Source organism: Variovorax sp. P1_G12 (genome assembly GCF_056405555.1).
Genome location: NZ_JBFUBW010000001.1, coordinates 231,828 through 250,400 on the forward strand (window position 1 = coordinate 231,828; position 18,573 = coordinate 250,400).

An 18,573-nucleotide genomic window follows, 5' to 3' on the forward strand; every position below is an offset into this window, starting at 1 on the left:
GGCCGGCGGGGCCGAATCAGGGGCGTTTCAGCCCGAACGCGCCCAAAACCTGCTCGGTGTTCTTCTGCATCTGCTCCTGCATCTGCAGGAAGACGTTCTTCGACTGCTCGACGTAGTTGCCCATCAGGCCCTGCAGCATCGGCGACTGCATCGCCATGAACCTGGACCACATCTCGGGTGTCAGGCCTTCGGCTTTCTCGCTCAGCTGCGCCTGCACCTCGGACATCGCCTGGATGTTCTTCTCGAGGTAGGGCCCCATGTAGCTCTGCATCGTCTGGCCATAGAAACGGATGATGCTGGCCAGCACCTGCTCGGTGAACATCGGCGCCCCGCCGGCCTCCTCCTCGAGGATGACCTGCAGCAGGATGCTGCGCGTCAGGTCGTCGCCGCTCTTGGCATCGCGCACCACGAACGAGGCCTTGTCCATGACCAGCCGCTTGATCTCGGCGAGCGTGATGTAGCTGGACGTTTCCGTGTCGTAGAGCCTTCGGTTCGGATACTTCTTGATCACCCGCTGGACCGGCTTGGCGCCGGACTTCTTGCTCTGCACTAGGAACTCCTTCAGGTTGGGCGCCGTGACGCGCGAGCAATTCTAGGGAGCGGCTTTGCTGCGCCGCGCCAAGGTTTACCCTGACCGGGAAGTCAGTGAATGCACGCAGCTGGCACGGCCGCTCCAAGACGGCCTGCGACGGCGGCGCCTCAATCGAGCGTGGTCGTGTATTCCGCGCCGCAGACCTTGCAGCTGCCGGACTCGGGGCGTTCGTCGGTCTCGTCGCGGTAATGCAGCGGGCTCTTGATGCCGTTGAAGACCCAGCAGCGCGGGCAATGCTCCTGCCCCGCCAGCGGCAGGTAGGCGCGGGCCCGCTGCTCGGCCCGCTCACGCGTGACGGGCACGCCCTGGCGCACCGTGCGCGCGACATCTTCGGCCGCCATGGTGCCGGCGCGGCCATTGGCGCGGTCGTTGAGCCCGTAGACCACCCGCGCGAATTCAAGCGGCGCCTGGCGCACCAGTGCTGCGATGCGGAGCTCTTCGAGCGAAGAATCGAACTCGGCCACGGGCGTGTTCATCGGTTCCCTGGATCAGATGCTGTGGGGGGTGACGGACAATCAAGTTACCACAACTGAAGTCGGACTTGCAGTCGCCGAATGCCATAGGCCCTCTCGGCACACCCGACCTCGCTGTGGGGCATTTGCTCTCGTACCGACGGACGCATCGTTCACACTTCGCCGTCTCTTTCCCTCCACCAGGCCGTGACCGGACTACGCCAAAAGATGAAATACAAGTCGCTCGAAGATTTCCTGAACTGCGCGCAAGCGCGCAATCCCGCCCAGCCCGAGTATCTGCAGGCCATCGCCGAAGTGATGAAGAGCCTGTGGCCGCACATCGAAAAGCATCCCGGCTATGCCGAGCACGGCTTGCTGGACCGGCTGATCGAACCCGAGCGGATCGTCATCTTCAGGGTCTCGTGGGTCGACGACAGCGGCCAGGTCCAGGTTCATCGCGGCTACCGCGTCCAACACAGTTCGGCGATCGGTCCGTACAAGGGCGGGCTGCGCTTTCACCCGTCGGTCAATCTCTCGATCCTGAAATTCCTCGCCTTCGAGCAGACCCTGAAGAACGCCCTGACCACCCTGCCCATGGGCGGCGGCAAGGGCGGCTCCGACTTCGACCCCAAGGGCCGCAGTCCGGGCGAGATCATGCGCTTTTGCCAGGCTTTCGTGACCGAGCTGTTCCGCCACATCGGGGCCGATCGGGACGTTCCGGCCGGGGACATCGGCGTCGGCGCCCGCGAGATCGGCTTCATGGCCGGCATGGTGAAGAAGCTCAGCAACGGCGCCGATTGCGTCTTCACCGGCAAGGGCCTGAGCTACGGCGGTTCGCTGATGCGCCCCGAAGCCACGGGCTACGGCACGGTGTACTTCGCCGAGGAGATGCTGCGGCAGAAGGGCCTCGGCTTCGAAGGCCTGCGCGTCGGCATCTCCGGTTCGGGCAACGTGGCCCAGTACGCAGTGGAAAAGGCCATGGCGTTGGGCGCCAAGGTGGTGACCGTCTCCGACTCGAGCGGCACCGTCTTCGACGAGGCCGGCTTCACGCCGGCCAAACTGGCGCAACTGATGGAGGTGAAGAACCACCTGTACGGGCGCGTGGGCGAATACGCCGAGCAGGTCGGGGCCCAGTTCCTTCCGGGGCGCAGCCCCTGGCATGTGCCGGTCGACGTGGCTCTGCCTTGCGCAACGCAGAACGAACTCGACAAGGACGATGCCGCCACGCTCGTGAAGAACGGCGTGCTGTGCGTCGCGGAAGGCGCCAACATGCCCTCCACGATGGCGGCCATCGAGACCTTCGAACACCACGGCGTTCTCTTCGCGCCCGGCAAGGCCAGCAATGCCGGCGGCGTGGCGACCTCCGGTCTGGAGATGAGCCAGAACGCCATGCGCATTTCCTGGCCGCGCGAGGAAGTGGATGCGCGACTGCGCTCGATCATGCGCAACATCCATGAGGACTGCATGCGGCACGGCCGCCGGGAGGACGGCACGGTCAGCTACGTCGATGGCGCCAACGTCGCCGGCTTCGTCAAGGTGGCGGACGCGATGCTGGCGCAAGGCGTGGTCTGATTCCGGCGCCGGTCTGAGCAGCCTGTGCCGGATCGCCCCGCAGCCACCGCGATGGCTGCGGGGCCTCCAGACACGGAACTGGCGCGCGTTCGCGCGGGATGACGCGACACGCGACCATGCGTCGCATGGCGACGCACGTCTGTGCGATTCGACGGGAACAGGGAGACGGCAGCCGCAAGACTTGCCGAGAAGAGAAAAAAATTTCCCCCGTGGGCCTGAAGACTGGTTCTCTTCAGAGGGGAAATTTGGTAGGCGCGATTGGACTCGAACCAACGACCCCCACCATGTCAAGGTGGTGCTCTAACCAGCTGAGCTACGCGCCTGAGGTTGTATTCGAGAGGCCGAAGTATAGCAGGCTCTTGAGGCACTTTTCAGCGGCGTCGTGCAGAACGCACACCGGCCACCGCGGCGACCACGCCGAGCACCTGCTTGAGCCGCGTGACATCGGCGATCTCGATCGTGAAAGTCATCCATGCGGTGCCCTTCACCGATTGGGTCTGCACGCCAATCACGTTCATCTTCTCGCGCGCGAGCACGTCCGAGATGTCACGCAGCAGGCCCTGCCGGTCGGCCGCCTCCACCGCGATGTCGACGGCGTAGACGGAGCCCGCATCGCCCTTCGGCGCACCCCACTCCACATCGATCACACGCTCGCCGTTCTGCGCCGCCATCGTGCGGAAGTTGCTGCAGTCCGAGCGATGCACGCTCACGCCATGGCCCTTGGTCACGAAGCCGCGGATGGCGTCCGGCGGCGCCGGCTTGCAGCACTTGGCGAGCTGCGTCATCAGCGACGAGACGCCGACCACCAGCACGCCGCCGCGGCCCGCCTGCTCGCTGCCGCGCGACTTCTTGATGATGACGCCGTCATCCGGTCCCGGCGCGGGCTCCGGCGGGCGCAGCAGCATCTCGATGTTGCGCAGCGAGAACTCGTCCTTGCCCACCACCTCGAACAGGTTGTCGGCCGACTTGAAGCCCAGCTGCGAGGCGAGGTCGTCGAGCTTGAGCGCGGTCTTGCCTTCGCGCTGCAGCAGCTTCTCGACCGCCTCGCGGCCACGCGCCACGGTCTCGTGCGTGATCTGCGCGTTGAACCAGGCGCGCACCTTGGCGCGCGCCCGATGGCTGGCCAGATAACCCAGGTCGGCATTGAGCCAGTCGCGCGACGGGCCGCCCTCCTTGACGGCGATGATCTCGACCGTCTGGCCGTTCTGCAGCGGCGTGTTGAGCGGCACCATCGCACCGTCGACGCGCGCGCCGCGGCAGCGGTGGCCGAGGCTGGTATGCACGGTGTAGGCGAAGTCGACCGCCGTCGCGCCCTGCGGCAGCTCGACGATCGCGGCGTCGGGTGTCAGCACGTAGATGCGGTCGTCGAACAGGCCCTGGCCGCGCTGACCGCCCGAGAGGTCGCGCTCCCAGGCCAGCAGTTGCCGCAGCACCGCGATCTTGGCGTCGTATTCACCGCTGGCCCAGACGCCCGCATAGCCCTTGTGGCCGGCCTCCTTGTAGGCCCAGTGCGCGGCCACGCCGTGCTCGGCATGGTCGTGCATCTGCTCGGTGCGGATCTGGATCTCGATCGGCTTGCCGACATGGCCGCCGACCACGTCGCGCACCACCGTGTGCAGCGACTGGTAGCCGTTGGGCTTCGGTCGCGCGATGTAGTCGTCGAACTCCTCGTCGATCGGCTGGAAGTGCGAGTGCACCCAGGCCAGCGCCGCATAGCAGTCCTTGACATCGGCCACCACGACGCGCAGCGCCATGATGTCGAACACCTGTTCGAAGTCGAGCGACTTGCCGCGCATCTTCTTGACGATGCTGTAGATGTTCTTCGGCCGCCCCTGCACCTTGGCCTGGATGCCCTCGGCGGCCAGGTCGCGTTCGAGGCGGACACGCAACTGCTCGACATAGCCTTCGCGCTCGATGCGCTTCTCGTCGAGCAGGCGCGCGATCAGCTTGTAGGTCTCGGGCTCGAGGAATCGAAAGGACAGGTCTTCGATTTCCCACTTGACCTGCCAGATGCCCAGCCGGTTCGCCAGCGGCGCGAACACCTGCAGCGATTCGCGCGCCACGTTCTCGGGCAGCGGCTGCTTGCTGGCCGCTGCGTGCCGCAGGGTCTGCAGCCGCGAAGCCAGTCTCAGCATCACCACGCGCAAGTCGCGCGAGAACGCCAGCAGCATCTTGCGCACGTTCTCGGTCTGCGTGCCGGCACCGTCGGCCAGATGGGCGTTGGCGGCGGCCGTGCGGGCCTGCTTTTGCACGTGCACGAGCTTGGTGGTCTCGACCGCGAGCGCCGCGAAGTTGTCGCCGAACACCTTGGCGATCACCTCCTGCGGACGGTTCAGGTGCTGGCACGAATAGACCAGGTAGCTGGCGGCCTGCATGGCTTCGGAGCCGCCCATCGCGCGAACGATCGCGGCCACCGCATCGGCATGCGCGAGCGTGTTCTCGCCGGTGTCCAGCGTTTCGTCGGCGATCAGGGGCTCGGCGAAGGCGCGCGCGCGGGCCAGCATGTTCTCCATCACCGGCGTGCGCTCGGCGGTCGCCGCGGACAGCGGGTAGTCGACCACCAGCGAGTCGGACGGCGCGGACGCGTGCAGGTTGGACTGTTCGCGCTTCACGGGTTCGACCGCCTCGAAAGCGACTGCCGTCCGGCAAGCCCGCGAGCTTCACGAGGAACGTGAGAAAAGGCGGGCTCGATCATGGAAAGGGCGGAATCTCGATGAAGATAATGGGCTCGTTGCATCCTAATTCATTCGGAGATTGTCATCATGCTCAAAGGCAAAACCGCGCTTGTCACGGGGTCCACCAGTGGCATCGGGCTCGGCATCGCGAAAGCGCTCGCCGGCCAAGGCGCGAACATCGTTCTCAACGGCTTCGGCGATGCGGAGGGACCGAAGTCCGAGATCGCCGCGCTCGGCGTGAAGGTCGAGCACCACGGCGCCGACATGAGCCGCGCCGCCGACATCGAGGACATGATGAAGTTCGCCGCCAGCCGCTTCGGCCGCGTCGACGTGCTCGTGAACAACGCCGGTATCCAGCATGTCGCGAAGGTCGAGGACTTTCCGGTGGAGCGCTGGGACGCGGTGATCGCGATCAATCTCACGAGCGCCTTCCACACCACGCGTCTGGCCGTGCCGGCGATGCGCGAAGCCAACTGGGGCCGCATCATCAACATCGCCTCCGCGCATGGCCTGGTGGCCTCGGCGCAGAAGTCGGCCTATGTCGCAGCCAAGCACGGAATCGTCGGCCTCACCAAGTCGGTGGCGCTCGAGACCGCCACCACCGGCGTCACCAGCAACGCGATCTGCCCGGGCTGGGTGCTGACCGCGCTGGTGCAAAAGCAGATCGACGACCGCTCGGCGCGCGAGGACATTTCGCTGGCGCAGGCGCAGAACGAACTGCTGGGCGAAAAGCAGCCTTCGCTGCAGTTCACCACGGTGGAGCAACTGGCCGGTCTCGCGGTGTTCCTGTGCTCGCCGGCGGCCGACCAGGTGCGCGGCGTCGCCTGGCAGGTGGACGGCGGCTGGACCGCCCAGTAGCCGCGCCCTGCCCGGCTGCCCGCGGCTACTTCAGCTGCACCGAGCCCGAGACGTTGACCACCACGTTGGCCTTGCCGGGCTCGATCGGCACCGGGGCGTCGGAGGCGGACTTCGCCGCCGCTTCCATCGCCATCATGCGCGGCTGCACGGGGCCGCCGAGATGGGCGTTGACCGCCACTTCGCGCAGCGTGTAGCCGCTGAAGCCGAAGCGCTTGGCGAGCTCGTCGGCCCGCTGCTTGAAGTTGTCGATCGCCACGGCCTGCGCCTCGGTCTGGGTCTTCGCCTGCTGTTCGCGGCTCAGGCCGAAGCCGATGTTGGCGATCGTCAGCGTGTTGATCCGGGCCGCGGTCTGAGTGATGCGCGGGAAGTCCCGGCCCTCGAGCACCAGCGAAGCCGTCCCGCGCCAGCCGGTCATCTTGCCATCGCGGCTGTAGCGCGGCGCCAGATTGAAATTGCCGGTGCGAACGTCGAGCTGGCCCGGCTGGGCGTTCTTGCGCGCCTCGGCCAGCGCAGCGTCGAGCGCGGTGCGCAGCTGCGCCTGCACCGTCGCCGCATCCGCCGCCTCGCGCGTGGTGTTGAGCGTCATGCTCAGCAGGTCCTGCTGCACCTCGACCGTCGAATCGGCCGACAGCTGAAGCACGTTCTGGGGCGCAGGCAAGGTCACGCCCTGGGCCCAGGCGGCGCCGGCGCCCATCAAGACGGCACAGGCCGCCATCCATTTGACATTGTTCAAATCAGCAAATCCTCGGATGGAAGAAAGGAAGGCCCCGACAGGCCGCGGCTCAGGGCCGCTGGCTGCGCGGGGTGGTCAGCGCGCCCTTGGACGGCGCGTCCGGCATCATGCGCTCCGCCGGCTGCGACTCTGCCGACCGCACGACGCCCGGCGCCGGCGCCCACTGCTGGCGCACCTGCTGGCGCAGTTGGGCCAGCTCGGCGGGCGACAGGCGCCGCCCGGCGCCGCCATCTCGCGCTTCGACACGCGGGGCGCCGCCCACGCCCAGCATCCCGGCGGAACCGGCCCAGGTCGGCAAGCCCCAGGAGGCAAGCAGCAATGACAGCACGAGGAAGTTGGATTTCATGGCGACAAAAGGTGACGACAGGTCACTGTGCCATTGCCTTGCGAGGCTCAGACGTCCCGACCGCTAGCGTCCGCAAGTTTTGTAACTTAGTGTCAACACCTACCCCAAAGCCGGCCAATGGACCCTTAACGGCTTCAGAATTGGCGCTGTTACAAATTCGGCGTTGTGAAAATGAATCAAGCTCCCGCTCGCACAGACAAGATCGTGATCGTCGACGACGACGCACGCATCCGCGACCTGCTGCGTCGCTACCTGACCCAGGAAGGTTTCGAGGTCATCGTGGCGGAAGACGGCAAGGCTCTCAACCGCATCCTGCTGCGCGACACGGTCGACCTGATCGTGCTCGATCTCATGATGCCCGGCGAGGACGGCCTTTCGGTCTGCCGCCGCCTGCGTGCGGCCAACGACCGCACGCCCATCATCATGCTGACCGCCAAGGGCGAGGACGTCGACCGCATCGTCGGGCTCGAAGTCGGCGCAGACGACTATCTCGGCAAACCCTTCAACCCGCGCGAACTGCTGGCCCGGGTGCATGCGGTGCTGCGCCGGCGGCCGCCGCTGGAGGCGCCCGGTGCCCCGTCGACCGACAACGAGACCGTGAACTTCGGCCCCTTCAGCTTCGACCTCGGCTCGCGCACCCTCAAGAAGGACGGCGAAGAGCTCTCGCTGACCACCGGCGAGTTCGCGATGCTGAAGGCGCTGGTCCGCCATCCGCGGCAGCCGCTGTCGCGCGAGAAACTGGCGCAGCTGGCGCGCGGGCGCGAATTCGAGCCCTTCGACCGCAGCCTGGACGTGCAGATCTCGCGCCTGCGCAAACTGGTCGAATCCGACGCCGCGGCGCCGCGCTACATCCAGACGGTCTGGGGCGTCGGCTACGTGTTCGTGCCGGACGGCACGACCTGAAGCGCTGACGGACGTGGCCGCAGGCATCGGCCCCCAGACCACCCAGCCCAGCCCGCTCGAGGACAGCACCCAGGGCACGCTGCCGAGCCCTCTGGGCAGCATCGGCGCGCGCCGGCGCAGGAAGCGGCTGCACCTGGGGCTCAGTCTCTTCTGGCGCACCTTCTTCCTGCTGGTGCTGCTGCTGGTCGGCTGCACGGTGGCCTGGCTGCAGACCTTCCGCGCGCTGGAGTACGAGCCGCGCGCGATCCAGACCGCCCACCAGATCGCCTCGCTGGTGAACCTGACGCGCGCGGCGCTGGTGTACTCCGACGCCATCACGCGCGTGTCGCTGATCAAGACCCTGGCCGACCAGGAAGGCGTGCGGATCCTGCCGCGCGAGCCTGGCGACCGTTTCATGCCCTACACCAGCGGTGCGCTCGACCAGCGGGTGACCGAGGAGCTGATCGCGCGGCTCGGCGAAGGCACCACCGTCGCGAGCCGCGTCAACGAGGAGTCGGGCCTGTGGATCGGCTTCACGATCGAGAGCGACACCTACTGGCTGCTGGTCGACCCGACGCGCTTCAGCCGCCTCGACCGCCGCACCTGGATGATCTGGCTGGCGACCACGATGGCGCTCTCGCTGGCCGGCGCGGCGTTGATCACCCGGCTGATCAACCGGCCGCTGAAGCAGCTGTCGCAGGCCACGCTGCAGGTGCGCGAGGGCGAGTACGAGGCGCACCGACTCGACGAACGGGCCCGCACCAACGAGATCCGGGCGGTCAACGTCGGCTTCAACCGGATGGCCGACCAGCTCGCCAAGATCGAGCAGGATCGCGCCGTGATGCTGGCCGGCATCTCGCACGACCTGCGCACGCCGCTGGCGCGGCTGCGGCTCGAGACCGAGATGAGCGTGGCCGACGAGGACGCGCGCGACCACATGGCGGCCGACATCGCGCAGCTCGACGCGATCATCGACAAGTTCCTCGACTACGCGCGGCCCGACCACGTCGACTTCCGGCCGGTGCTGCTGCGCGACGTGATCGACGCCTGCACCTACGCGGTGCAGGACCACGAGGACATCAAGATCACGGTTGACGTGCCGGCCGACCTGCGGGTGATGGCCGACGAGGTCGAGCTGCAGCGGGTGATCTCCAACCTGGTCGAGAACGCTCGCCGCTACGGCAAGACGCCTTCCACCGGCGTCGCCGACATCATGATCCAGGCCCAGGCGCACAACGACGCGGTGCTGATCAAGGTGCGTGACCACGGCGCCGGCGTCGCACCCTCGATGCTGTCGCAGCTGAGCAAGCCCTTCTTCCGCGGCGATGTGGCGCGCACCTCGGCGGCCGGCGCCGGCCTCGGGCTGTCGATCGTGACCAAGAACATCGAGCGCATGGGCGGCACCTTCGCGCTCACCAGCACGCCGGGGCGCGGCTTGGCGGCGCACATCCGGATGCCGCGCGCGGCCTCGGTCAAGCCCGACGCCGCGGCGGCCAAGGACAAGCCGGGATCCGCGACCGCGCCGAACCACAAGGCCTGACGGGCTGGCCCCGACGCTGCGTCACTTCGTGTCATGCCGCCTTGCGCCGCGGCTCGCGCGCCGCGCCGCTGATTTCTTCCACCACGTCGGCCAGGATCTCGAATGCCGGCCTGATCCTCTCGCTCGGCACACAGCCGTAGCCGAGCAGCAGCCCGGCCTGGGCGGCCTTGGCCGTGCTGTAGTAGGCGCTCAGCGGCCGGGCGATGATGCCGCGCTCCATGGCCTCGCGGCACACCGCCCAGTCGTCGCGCAGCTGCGGCAGGCCCAGCACCAGATGCAGGCCAGCCTCGTCGCCCATCACCGGCAAGGCTTCGCCGAAGCGGCGCTCGACGGCGGCGATCAGCAGGCTGCGCCGCTCGGCGTAGAGGCCGCGCATGCGCCGGATATGCGAGGTGAGGTAACCCTCGTTGATGAACTCCGCCAGCACCGCCTGCTGCATCAGCTGGCCTTCGCGGTAGAGCTCGGCCAGGCCGAGCGAGAACAGGTCGGCCAGCGGCGCCGGCACGGCCATGTAGCCCACGCGCATGCCGGGAAACAGAGTCTTGCTGAAACTACTGAGGTAGATCACCTGGCCGTTGTTGTCCAGCCCCTGCAACGAGGCCAGCGGGCGGATGCCGAAGCGGAATTCGCTGTCGTAGTCGTCCTCGATGATCCAGCAGTTGTGCAGGCGCGCGTACTCCAGCAGCATGCGCCGCCGCGCCAGGCTCATCACCATGCCCAGCGGGTACTGGTGCGACGGCGTGCAGATGATCAGCCGCGGCGGGCGCGCCAGGTGTTTCGCGTCGGGGTTGATGCCTTCGCCATCGACCGGGATCGGCGTCAGCTTCAGCCCGGACGACAGCAGGATGCCGCGCAGCCCCCAGTAACACGGCTCCTCGATCCACACCTGGTCGCCCACGTCGCAGAGCAGGCGTACCGCCAGGTCCACCGACTGGTGGATGCCGGTGGTGATGACGATCTGCTCGGGCTGGCAGTTGGCCGAGCGGGCCACGCGCAGATAGTCGGCCAGGGCGCGGCGCAGCGGCCGGTAGCCGCCACCGGGCGCGTAGGTCATGAGTTCGGGCTTGGGGTTGCGCCAGATGCGGCTTTGCAGGCGGTTCCATGACTTGAGCGGGAACTCGGTCACGTCCGGCACGCCGGGCATGAAGGCGCCCCACTGCTGCTTGGACACGCCGCTGAGTTCGATGGTGCGCTTGCCGCGCGCCGACAGGCGGTGGCGGTCGCGCACGGCGCGGCGCGGCGCGCCGGCCGGGCCTTCGTCCACGCGGTCGGGCGTGGTGTCGGCCACATAGGTGCCGCTGCCACTTTGTGTTTCGACGTAACCCTCGGCCAGCAGTTGCTCGTAGACCTGGATCACGGTGTTGCGTGCAATCGAGAGATCGGCACCCAATGTGCGCGAGGACGGCAACTTGGCACCGGCGGCCAGCCGCCCGGAGAGGATGGCCTGCTGAAGCAGGCGGAACAACTGGCGGTAGGCGGGCTCCTCGGCAGCGGTGTCAAGATGTTCAAGCAGCCAATCGGACAGGATGGAGTCCATGCTTACCCCTAGAAAGTGGTTCCATGAGAATGCATCAAATGGCTCTTCAGTATAGGACCGAAAGTCTCGACACTCCGGCCACGCTTCAACCGATGCCAGCCGAACCGAGGACCACCCAATGAACAACCAGACACTGCAACAACGCAAAGATGCCGCCACCCCGCGCGGCGTGGGCGTGATGTGCAACTTCTACGCCGACCGCGCCGAGAACGCCGAGCTGTGGGACGTGGAAGGCCGCCGCTACATCGACTTCAGCGCCGGCATCGCCGTGCTCAACACCGGCCACCGCCATCCGAAAGTGGTCGCCGCGATCCGCGCGCAGCTCGACCGCTTCACCCACACCGCCTACCAGATCGTGCCCTACGCCTCGTATGTAGAACTGGCCGAGCGCATCAACAGCGTCACACCCGGCAGCCATGCCAAGAAGACCGCGTTCTTCAGCACCGGCGCCGAGGCGGTGGAAAACGCGGTGAAGATCGCCCGCGCCGCCACCGGCCGCCCCGGCGTGATCGCCTTCGGCGGCGGCTTCCATGGCCGCACCATGCTCGGCATGGCGCTGACCGGCAAAGTCGCCCCCTACAAGGTCGGCTTCGGCCCCTTCCCCAGCGACATCTACCACCTGCCCTTCCCGAACGCGCTGCACGGCGTGACGGTGGATGCGGCACTGCAGGCCCTGCAGCAGCTGTTCAAGGCCGACATCGACGCTGCCCGCGTGGCGGCCATCATCATCGAGCCGGTGCAGGGCGAAGGCGGCTTCTACATGGTGCCGCCCGAGTTCATGCGCGCCCTGCGCGCGGTGTGCGACCAGTACGGCATCCTGCTGATCGCCGACGAGGTGCAGACCGGTTTCGCCCGCACCGGCAAGCTGTTCGCCATGGAGCACTTTGACGTGCTGCCCGACCTGATGACGCTGGCCAAGAGCCTGGCCGGCGGCATGCCGCTGTCGGCGGTGTGCGGCCGCGCCGAGCTGATGGACGCGGCGCAGCCTGGCGGCCTGGGCGGCACCTATGCGGGCAACCCGCTGGCGGTGGCCGCGGCGCATGCCGTGCTCGACGTGATCGCCGAGGAACGACTGGCCGAGCGTGCGCAAGGCCTTGGCGAAAAGCTCAAGGCCCGGCTCGACCGCATCCGCAAGGAAGTGCCGCAGATCACCGACGTGCGCGGCCCCGGCGCCATGGTGGCGGTGGAGTTCGGCCACCCCACCACCGGCGAGCCCGACGTCGAATTCCTGCGCAAGGTGCAGTCACACGCGCTGGCCCATGGCCTGCTGCTGCTGAGCTGCGGCACCTATGGCAACGTGATCCGTTTCCTGTTTCCGCTGACCATTGCCGACACCACCTTCGACGAGGCGCTGGACATCCTGGAAGACGCGCTGCGCCAAGCCTGAAGCCAACCACCCCCCGCTGGAACCCACCATCATGCGCAACGACAACCACAGCGACAACGACGTCCTCGTCAGCTTCCGTGGCGTGAAGAAGACCTACGATGGAGAACACCTGGTCGTCAAACAGCTCGACCTGGACATCTACCGTGGTGAATTCCTGACCCTGCTCGGCCCTTCGGGTTCGGGCAAGACCACCTGCCTGATGATGCTGGCCGGGTTCGAATTCCCCACCAGCGGCGAGATCCGGCTCGACGGCAAGCTGCTCAACCGCGTGCCGCCGCACAAGCGCAACATCGGCATGGTGTTCCAGAACTACGCGCTGTTCCCGCACATGACGGTAGCCCAAAACGTGGGCTACCCGCTGCAGGTGCGCGGCATCGGCGGCGAAGCGCGCCAGCGCCAGGTGCACGAAGCCTTGCAGATGGTGCGCATGGAAACCTTCGGCGAACGTTTCCCCGCGCAACTCTCGGGCGGACAGCAGCAGCGCATCGCCCTGGCCCGCGCGCTGGTGTTCAAGCCGCAGCTGGTGCTGATGGACGAGCCGCTCGGCGCGCTCGACAAGCAGCTGCGCGAACACATGCAACTCGAACTCAAGGCGCTGCACCGCCAGCTCGGCGTGACTTTCGTCTACGTCACGCACGACCAGGGTGAGGCACTCACCATGTCGGACCGCGTGGCCGTGTTCGACCAGGGCATCATCCAGCAGATCGATCCCGTCGGCGCCTTGTATGAAACGCCGGGCAACGCCTTCGTGGCCAGCTTCATCGGCGACAGCAACCGCCTGCAAGGCCAGATCGGCCAGCGCGACGGCGACCGCTGCACGCTGAACCTGCCCGGCGGCCATGTGCTGCGCGGCATGCGCATCGGCGAAGCGACGCCCGGCCAGACGGCCACCGCCAGCATCCGCCCCGAACGCATGCGGCTGGTGGACGCAGCCGACACCGCAGCGGCCGGCAACATCCTGCGCGGCAGTGCCGCCGGCATGATCTATTTCGGCGACCACGTACGCCTGCAGTGCGACTTCGCCGACCAGCCGCAATGCTTCGTCAAGGTGCCGCTCGACACGCCCGCGCTGGCGCGTCTCGCACCGGGGCAACCGGTCGCCCTCGCATTCGAACCCGAACACCTGCGCATCTTTTCCTGAGTCTTCTTCCCCCGCCCCCGCCCCCGCCAAAACTGAAAGGCTTTTCACCATGCAACGCTTCACCCTCTACTCCACCGCGGCTGCCGCGCTGCTGACCTGTGGCCTGGCCAATGCCAAGGATCTGACCGTCGTCAACTTCGGCGGCGCCAACGGCAATGCCCAGAAAGCGGCATTCACCCAGCCCTACGAGAAACAGACCGGCAACAAGATCGTCGGCGTTGAGTACAACGGCGAACAGGCCAAGGTGAAAGCCATGGTCGAGGCCAAGCGCGTGACCTGGGACCTGGTCGAAGTGGAAACCGGCGACCTGGCGCGCGGCTGCGAAGAAGGCCTGTACGAGAAGCTCGACTACAGCAAGATCGGCGCGAAGAGCAGCTTCATCCCCGAAGCTCCGCAGGAATGCGGCATGGGCATCTTCGTCTGGTCCACCGTGCTGGGCTACAACAGCGACAAGCTCAAGACCGCCCCCACCGGCTGGAAGGATTTCTGGGACGTGAAGAAGATCCCCGGCAAACGCGGCATGCGCAAGACCGCGCTGTACAACCTCGAATTCGCCCTGATGGCCGACGGCGTGCCCGCCAAGGACGTGTACAAGGTGCTGGCCACCAAGGAAGGCGTGGACCGCGCCTTCAAGAAGCTCGACGAAATCAAGCCCTTCATCCAGTGGTGGGAAGCCGGTGCGCAGCCGCCGCAGTTCCTGGTGGCCGGCGACGTGGTGATGAGCACCGTCTTCAACGGCCGTATCGACGCCGCGCGCCGCGAAGGCAAGGCGCTGAACGTGGTGTGGGACGGCGGCATCTACGACCTCGACTACTGGGCCATCCCCAAGGGCACGCCGAACAAGGACCTGGCGCTCGAATACATCGCCTTCAGCGTGGCACCGGCGCAGCAGGCCGCCTATGCCAAGAACATCGCCTACGGCCCGGTGAACCAGGCCGCCATCAAGATGCTCGACGCCAAGACCCTGGCCGACCTGCCCAACGCGCCGGCCAACAGCAAGAACGCCGTGCTGCTCGACGGCGCCTTCTGGACCGACCACGGTGAAGAGCTGCAGCAGCGCTTCACCGCCTGGGCGGCCAAGTAAGCCGGTCACTTGTCAAGACTGCCAAGATGAACGCCGTCACCGCCCTGCCGCCATCACCGGGCGGTGCCGCGTCCGCCCCGACCATGAACGACGAAGCCACCCCCACCACGGCGACCGCCGCCAGCCAGCGGCGGCTCAAGCAGGAGCTGCGCCGCGCCGAGATGCGCAAGAGGGCGTCAGCGCTCGCGCTGATCGCCCCGCTCGCGCTATTTCTGCTGGTGGTGTTCGCCGTGCCCATCGCCGCGCTGCTGCAGCGCGCCGTGTCCAGCCCTGAAATTCCGAACGCATTGCCGCAGACCGTGGCGGTGCTCGCCAAGTGGGACCGCCAGGCCCTGCCGCCCGATGCCGCCTACAGCGCCCTGGCCGCCGACCTGGCCACCGCCCGCCAGGGCAACAGCGCGGGCGAACTCGCGCGCCGGCTCAACAACGAGATCAGCGGCTACCGCTCGCTGGTCACCAAGACCGCGCGCGCCATGCCGGTCGACGGTGATGCGGCACACGCCAGGGAAGCCCTGATCGCCATCGACCCGCGCTGGGGCGAGTTGCCCTACTGGCAGGCCATCGCCAAGAATGCCAGCCGCACCACGCCCTTCTTCCTGCTGGCCGCGCTCGACCTGCAGCAGGACAACTTCGGCAACATCCACAAGGCCCCGCCGGATGCCGCCATCTACCTTGACATCTTCGGCCGCACGCTGTGGATCGGCGCGCTGACCACCGGCCTGGCGCTGCTGATCGCGTTCCCGCTGGCTTATTGGGCTTCCACCCTGCCGGCGCGCCAGGCCAACCTGGTGATGATCTGCGTGCTGATCCCGTTCTGGACGTCGGTGCTGGTGCGCATCGCCGCCTGGGTGGTGCTGTTGCAGCAGTCGGGTCTGGTCAACACCGGATTGATGGCGTTGGGCGTTACGAACACGCCGCTGGCCCTGCTGTTCAACCGCACCGGCGTGACCATTTCCATGGTGCACATCCTGCTGCCCTTCATGATCCTGCCGCTGTACAGCGTGATGAAAGCCATTCCGCCGACCTACCAGCGCGCGGCCATCTCGCTGGGCAGCCACCCGTTCGCCGCGTTCTGGCGCGTCTACGTGCCGCAGACCTATGCCGGCATCGCCGCCGGCGTGCTGCTGGTGTTCATCACCGCCATCGGCTACTACATCACCCCCGCGCTGCTCGGCGGTCCGGGCGACCAGATGGTGAGTTACTACGTCGCCTACTTCACCAACCAGGCCGTCAACTGGGGCATGGCCTGCGCGCTCGGTGCCCTGCTGCTGGTGGCCACGCTGGTGCTGTACGCGGCCTACCAGCGCATCTCCAAGACCAATGCCAACGCCAATGTGAGGTGAACCCGATGCGCACACTGCTCCCCACCTTCCCGCCCTATACCTCGCTGGCCGAGCGCGCCTGGTACTACACGCTGCGTGGCCTGTGCGCGCTGGTGCTGCTGTACCTGGTGCTGCCGATCCTGGCCATCGTGCCGCTGTCCTTCAGCGACAGCAGCTTCCTGGCCTACCCGATCACCGGCTTCTCGATGCGCTGGTACCAGAACCTGTTCGAGGCCGAGGAGTGGATGCGCGCCGCCAGGAACAGCTTCATCGTGGCACCGGCCGCCACCGTGATCGCCACCGTGCTCGGCACCTTGGCAGCCACTGGCCTCAGCAAGGCCGAGTTCCGCGGCAAGGGCCTGCTGATGGCCGTGCTGATCTCGCCGATGGTGGTGCCGGTGATCGTGGTCGGCGTGGGCATGTATCTGTTCTTCGCGCCGCTGGGCCTGTCGGACAGCTACACCGCGCTGATCCTGGCCCATGCGGCGCTCGGTGCGCCGTTTGTCGTCACCACCGTGCTGGCCACGCTGCAGGGCTTCAACCACAACCTGGTGCGTGCCAGCCTGAGCCTGGGCGCGGGGCGGCTGACCACCTTCTTTCGCATCACCCTGCCGCTGATCGCGCCGGGCGTCATCTCGGGCGCGCTGTTCGCGTTCGCCACCTCGTTCGACGAAGTGGTGGTCACGCTGTTCCTGGCCGGCGCCGAGCAGGTGACGCTGCCGCGCCAGATGTTCACCGGCATCCGGGAAAACATCAGCCCGACGATTGCCGCGCTGGCGACGATCCTGATCCTGTTCTCTACCTCCCTGCTGCTCGCGCTCGAATGGCTGCGCGGTCGTGCCGCCAAACGCGGCGGATGAGATTGCGCCCCACAACTTGATTGAAGGATTCGTATGTTGAAACTCCGCAAACCGGAGCTCTTCCGCCAACAGGCTTACCTGGACGGCCGCTGGTGCGATGCCGACAGCAGTGCCAGCTTCGCCGTGACGAACCCGGCCACCGGCGACGTGCTCGGCCATGTGCCCGAAATGGGCGCGGCCGAAACCCGCCGCGCGATCTTGGCCGCGCAGGCCGCCTGGGCTGGCTGGCGCCGCAAGACGGCCAAGGAGCGCAGCGCCATCCTGCGCAGGTGGAACGACCTGATGCTGGCGAACGCCGACGATCTGGCCGCCATCATGACGGCCGAACAGGGCAAGCCGCTGGCCGAATCCAAGGGCGAGATCGCCTATGCCGCGTCGTTCATCGAGTGGTTCGCCGAAGAGGGCAAACGCGTCAACGGCGACACGCTGCAGTCACCGGCGAATGACAAGCGACTGCTGGTTGTGAAGGAACCGATCGGCGTCTGCGCCGCCATCACACCGTGGAACTTCCCGGCCGCGATGATCACCCGCAAGGCCGGGCCCGCATTGGCGGCCGGCTGCACCATGGTGCTGAAGCCCGCCGAAAGCACGCCGTTTTCCGCGCTCGCGCTGGCGGTGCTGGCCGAAGAGGCCGGTGTGCCGGCCGGCGTGTTCAGCGTGTTGACAGGCGATGCGCGCGCCATCGGCGGCGAACTGACCGCCAACCCGATCGTACGCAAGCTCAGCTTCACCGGCTCCACCGAGGTCGGCCGGCTGCTGATGGCGCAGAGCGCGCCGAGCATCAAAAAGCTGTCGCTCGAACTTGGCGGCAACGCGCCCTTCATCGTCTTCGACGACGCCGACCTGGACGAAGCCGTGACCGGCGCCATCGCCTCCAAATACCGCAACGCCGGCCAGACCTGTGTCTGCGCCAACCGCCTCTATGTGCAGGACGGCGTGTACGACGCCTTCGCCGCCAAACTCGTCAAGGCCGTGCAGGCGCTGAAGGTGGGCGCGGGCACCGAGCCCGGCGTCGAACAGGGCCCGCTGATCGACGAAGCAGCGGTGGACAAGATCGAGTCGCACATCGCCGACGCCCTCGCCAAGGGCGGCAAAGTGCTGACCGGCGGCAAGCGCCACGCACTCGGCCACACCTTCTTCGAGCCCACCGTGGTGGCCAACGCCAGCCCCGACATGCTGGTGGCACGCGAGGAAACCTTCGGCCCGCTGGCGCCGCTGTTCCGCTTCCGCACCGACGCCGAGGTGGTGCAGATGGCCAACGACACCGAGTTCGGCCTGGCCAGCTATTTCTACAGCCGCGACATCGCCCGCATCTGGCGCGTGGCCGAGGCGCTGGAATACGGCATGGTCGGCATCAACACCGGCCTGATCTCCAATGAGGTGGCACCTTTTGGCGGCGTGAAGCAGTCGGGCCTGGGCCGCGAAGGTTCGTCGTATGGCATCGACGACTACGTGGTGGTGAAGTACCTGTGCATGGGCGGATTGAAGAGCCTTTGAACTCTTCCTGGTGAAAGCAGCAGGCACCGTTGGAAGCGATTCCCCGCCTTGCAGAACGATGCGACGTGGGCAGGCCAAGGTCGCGGCCGCGGTCG

At 67.1% G+C, this 18,573-nt stretch carries 16 protein-coding genes and 1 tRNA gene; 10 read left to right on the top strand and 7 right to left on the bottom strand.

Features of this window, described 5'->3' with window-relative positions:
• Window positions 1–16 precede the first annotated feature (16 nt).
• Both phaR and AC1D2O_RS01175 read right to left on the bottom strand, forming a co-directional pair.
• A complete protein-coding gene (gene phaR / locus AC1D2O_RS01170) occupies window positions 17–550 on the bottom strand; it encodes a polyhydroxyalkanoate synthesis repressor PhaR (RefSeq protein WP_478090368.1) in 534 nt (177 codons plus the stop codon).
• A 149-nt stretch (window positions 551–699) separates the two neighbouring features.
• Window positions 700–1,068: a hypothetical protein gene (locus AC1D2O_RS01175; RefSeq protein WP_478090367.1), complete on the bottom strand. Its 369-nt coding sequence runs from the start codon at window positions 1,066–1,068 to the stop codon at window positions 700–702.
• 204 nt (window positions 1,069–1,272) lie between these two features.
• On the opposite strand from AC1D2O_RS01175, the gene gdhA reads away from it, so the two are divergent.
• The gene (gene gdhA / locus AC1D2O_RS01180; RefSeq protein WP_478090366.1) at window positions 1,273–2,616 is read left to right on the top strand and encodes an NADP-specific glutamate dehydrogenase; all 1,344 of its coding nucleotides are present in this window, start codon (window positions 1,273–1,275) and stop codon (window positions 2,614–2,616) included.
• A gap of 246 nt (window positions 2,617–2,862) precedes the next feature.
• Here the strand turns inward: gdhA and AC1D2O_RS01185 are convergent.
• Both AC1D2O_RS01185 and AC1D2O_RS01190 read right to left on the bottom strand, forming a co-directional pair.
• Window positions 2,863–2,939: transfer RNA gene (locus AC1D2O_RS01185), tRNA-Val, on the bottom strand.
• Between the two features lie 48 nt (window positions 2,940–2,987).
• Window positions 2,988–5,129 carry a RelA/SpoT family protein gene (locus AC1D2O_RS01190; protein WP_478090372.1) on the bottom strand — a complete coding sequence of 714 codons (2,142 nt, stop codon included), beginning with the start codon at window positions 5,127–5,129 and terminating at the stop codon, window positions 2,988–2,990.
• Window positions 5,130–5,378: 249 nt separating this feature from the next.
• On the opposite strand from AC1D2O_RS01190, the gene AC1D2O_RS01195 reads away from it, so the two are divergent.
• Window positions 5,379–6,149, top strand: a complete 771-nt coding sequence (locus AC1D2O_RS01195) for a 3-hydroxybutyrate dehydrogenase (RefSeq protein ID WP_478090365.1) — start codon at window positions 5,379–5,381, stop codon at window positions 6,147–6,149.
• A gap of 25 nt (window positions 6,150–6,174) precedes the next feature.
• Here AC1D2O_RS01195 and AC1D2O_RS01200 read toward each other — a convergent pair whose 3' ends face one another.
• Together AC1D2O_RS01200 and AC1D2O_RS01205 are read right to left on the bottom strand one after the other, a co-directional pair.
• The gene (locus tag AC1D2O_RS01200) at window positions 6,175–6,864 is read right to left on the bottom strand and encodes an SIMPL domain-containing protein (RefSeq protein ID WP_478156082.1); all 690 of its coding nucleotides are present in this window, start codon (window positions 6,862–6,864) and stop codon (window positions 6,175–6,177) included.
• A 67-nt stretch (window positions 6,865–6,931) separates the two neighbouring features.
• The gene (locus tag AC1D2O_RS01205; RefSeq protein ID WP_478090364.1) at window positions 6,932–7,228 is read right to left on the bottom strand and encodes a hypothetical protein; all 297 of its coding nucleotides are present in this window, start codon (window positions 7,226–7,228) and stop codon (window positions 6,932–6,934) included.
• A 171-nt stretch (window positions 7,229–7,399) separates the two neighbouring features.
• Between AC1D2O_RS01205 and ompR the strand changes: the two genes are divergently transcribed.
• Window positions 7,400–8,131, top strand: coding sequence for an osmolarity response regulator transcription factor OmpR (ompR, locus tag AC1D2O_RS01210; protein WP_028250078.1), 732 nt, complete (start codon window positions 7,400–7,402; stop codon window positions 8,129–8,131).
• 79 nt (window positions 8,132–8,210) lie between these two features.
• Window positions 8,211–9,650, top strand: coding sequence for a sensor histidine kinase (locus AC1D2O_RS01215; RefSeq protein WP_478090370.1), 1,440 nt, complete (start codon window positions 8,211–8,213; stop codon window positions 9,648–9,650).
• A gap of 31 nt (window positions 9,651–9,681) precedes the next feature.
• Here AC1D2O_RS01215 and pdxR read toward each other — a convergent pair whose 3' ends face one another.
• Window positions 9,682–11,187, bottom strand: coding sequence for a MocR-like pyridoxine biosynthesis transcription factor PdxR (gene pdxR / locus AC1D2O_RS01220; RefSeq protein ID WP_478156008.1), 1,506 nt, complete (start codon window positions 11,185–11,187; stop codon window positions 9,682–9,684).
• Window positions 11,188–11,305: 118 nt separating this feature from the next.
• Between pdxR and AC1D2O_RS01225 the strand changes: the two genes are divergently transcribed.
• The 6 genes from AC1D2O_RS01225 (at window position 11,306) to gabD (ending at window position 18,478) form a co-directional block, all read left to right on the top strand.
• The gene (locus AC1D2O_RS01225) at window positions 11,306–12,574 is read left to right on the top strand and encodes a 4-aminobutyrate--2-oxoglutarate transaminase (protein ID WP_478156009.1); all 1,269 of its coding nucleotides are present in this window, start codon (window positions 11,306–11,308) and stop codon (window positions 12,572–12,574) included.
• A 31-nt stretch (window positions 12,575–12,605) separates the two neighbouring features.
• The gene (locus AC1D2O_RS01230; RefSeq protein WP_478087869.1) at window positions 12,606–13,715 is read left to right on the top strand and encodes an ABC transporter ATP-binding protein; all 1,110 of its coding nucleotides are present in this window, start codon (window positions 12,606–12,608) and stop codon (window positions 13,713–13,715) included.
• A 49-nt stretch (window positions 13,716–13,764) separates the two neighbouring features.
• Window positions 13,765–14,799: an ABC transporter substrate-binding protein gene (locus tag AC1D2O_RS01235; RefSeq protein ID WP_478156011.1), complete on the top strand. Its 1,035-nt coding sequence runs from the start codon at window positions 13,765–13,767 to the stop codon at window positions 14,797–14,799.
• 83 nt (window positions 14,800–14,882) lie between these two features.
• Window positions 14,883–16,142, top strand: coding sequence for an ABC transporter permease (locus AC1D2O_RS01240; RefSeq protein WP_478087875.1), 1,260 nt, complete (start codon window positions 14,883–14,885; stop codon window positions 16,140–16,142).
• 5 nt (window positions 16,143–16,147) lie between these two features.
• Window positions 16,148–16,981, top strand: coding sequence for an ABC transporter permease (locus tag AC1D2O_RS01245; protein ID WP_478087866.1), 834 nt, complete (start codon window positions 16,148–16,150; stop codon window positions 16,979–16,981).
• A 33-nt stretch (window positions 16,982–17,014) separates the two neighbouring features.
• Window positions 17,015–18,478, top strand: a complete 1,464-nt coding sequence (gene gabD / locus AC1D2O_RS01250) for an NADP-dependent succinate-semialdehyde dehydrogenase (protein ID WP_478087864.1) — start codon at window positions 17,015–17,017, stop codon at window positions 18,476–18,478.
• Window positions 18,479–18,573 lie beyond the last annotated feature (95 nt).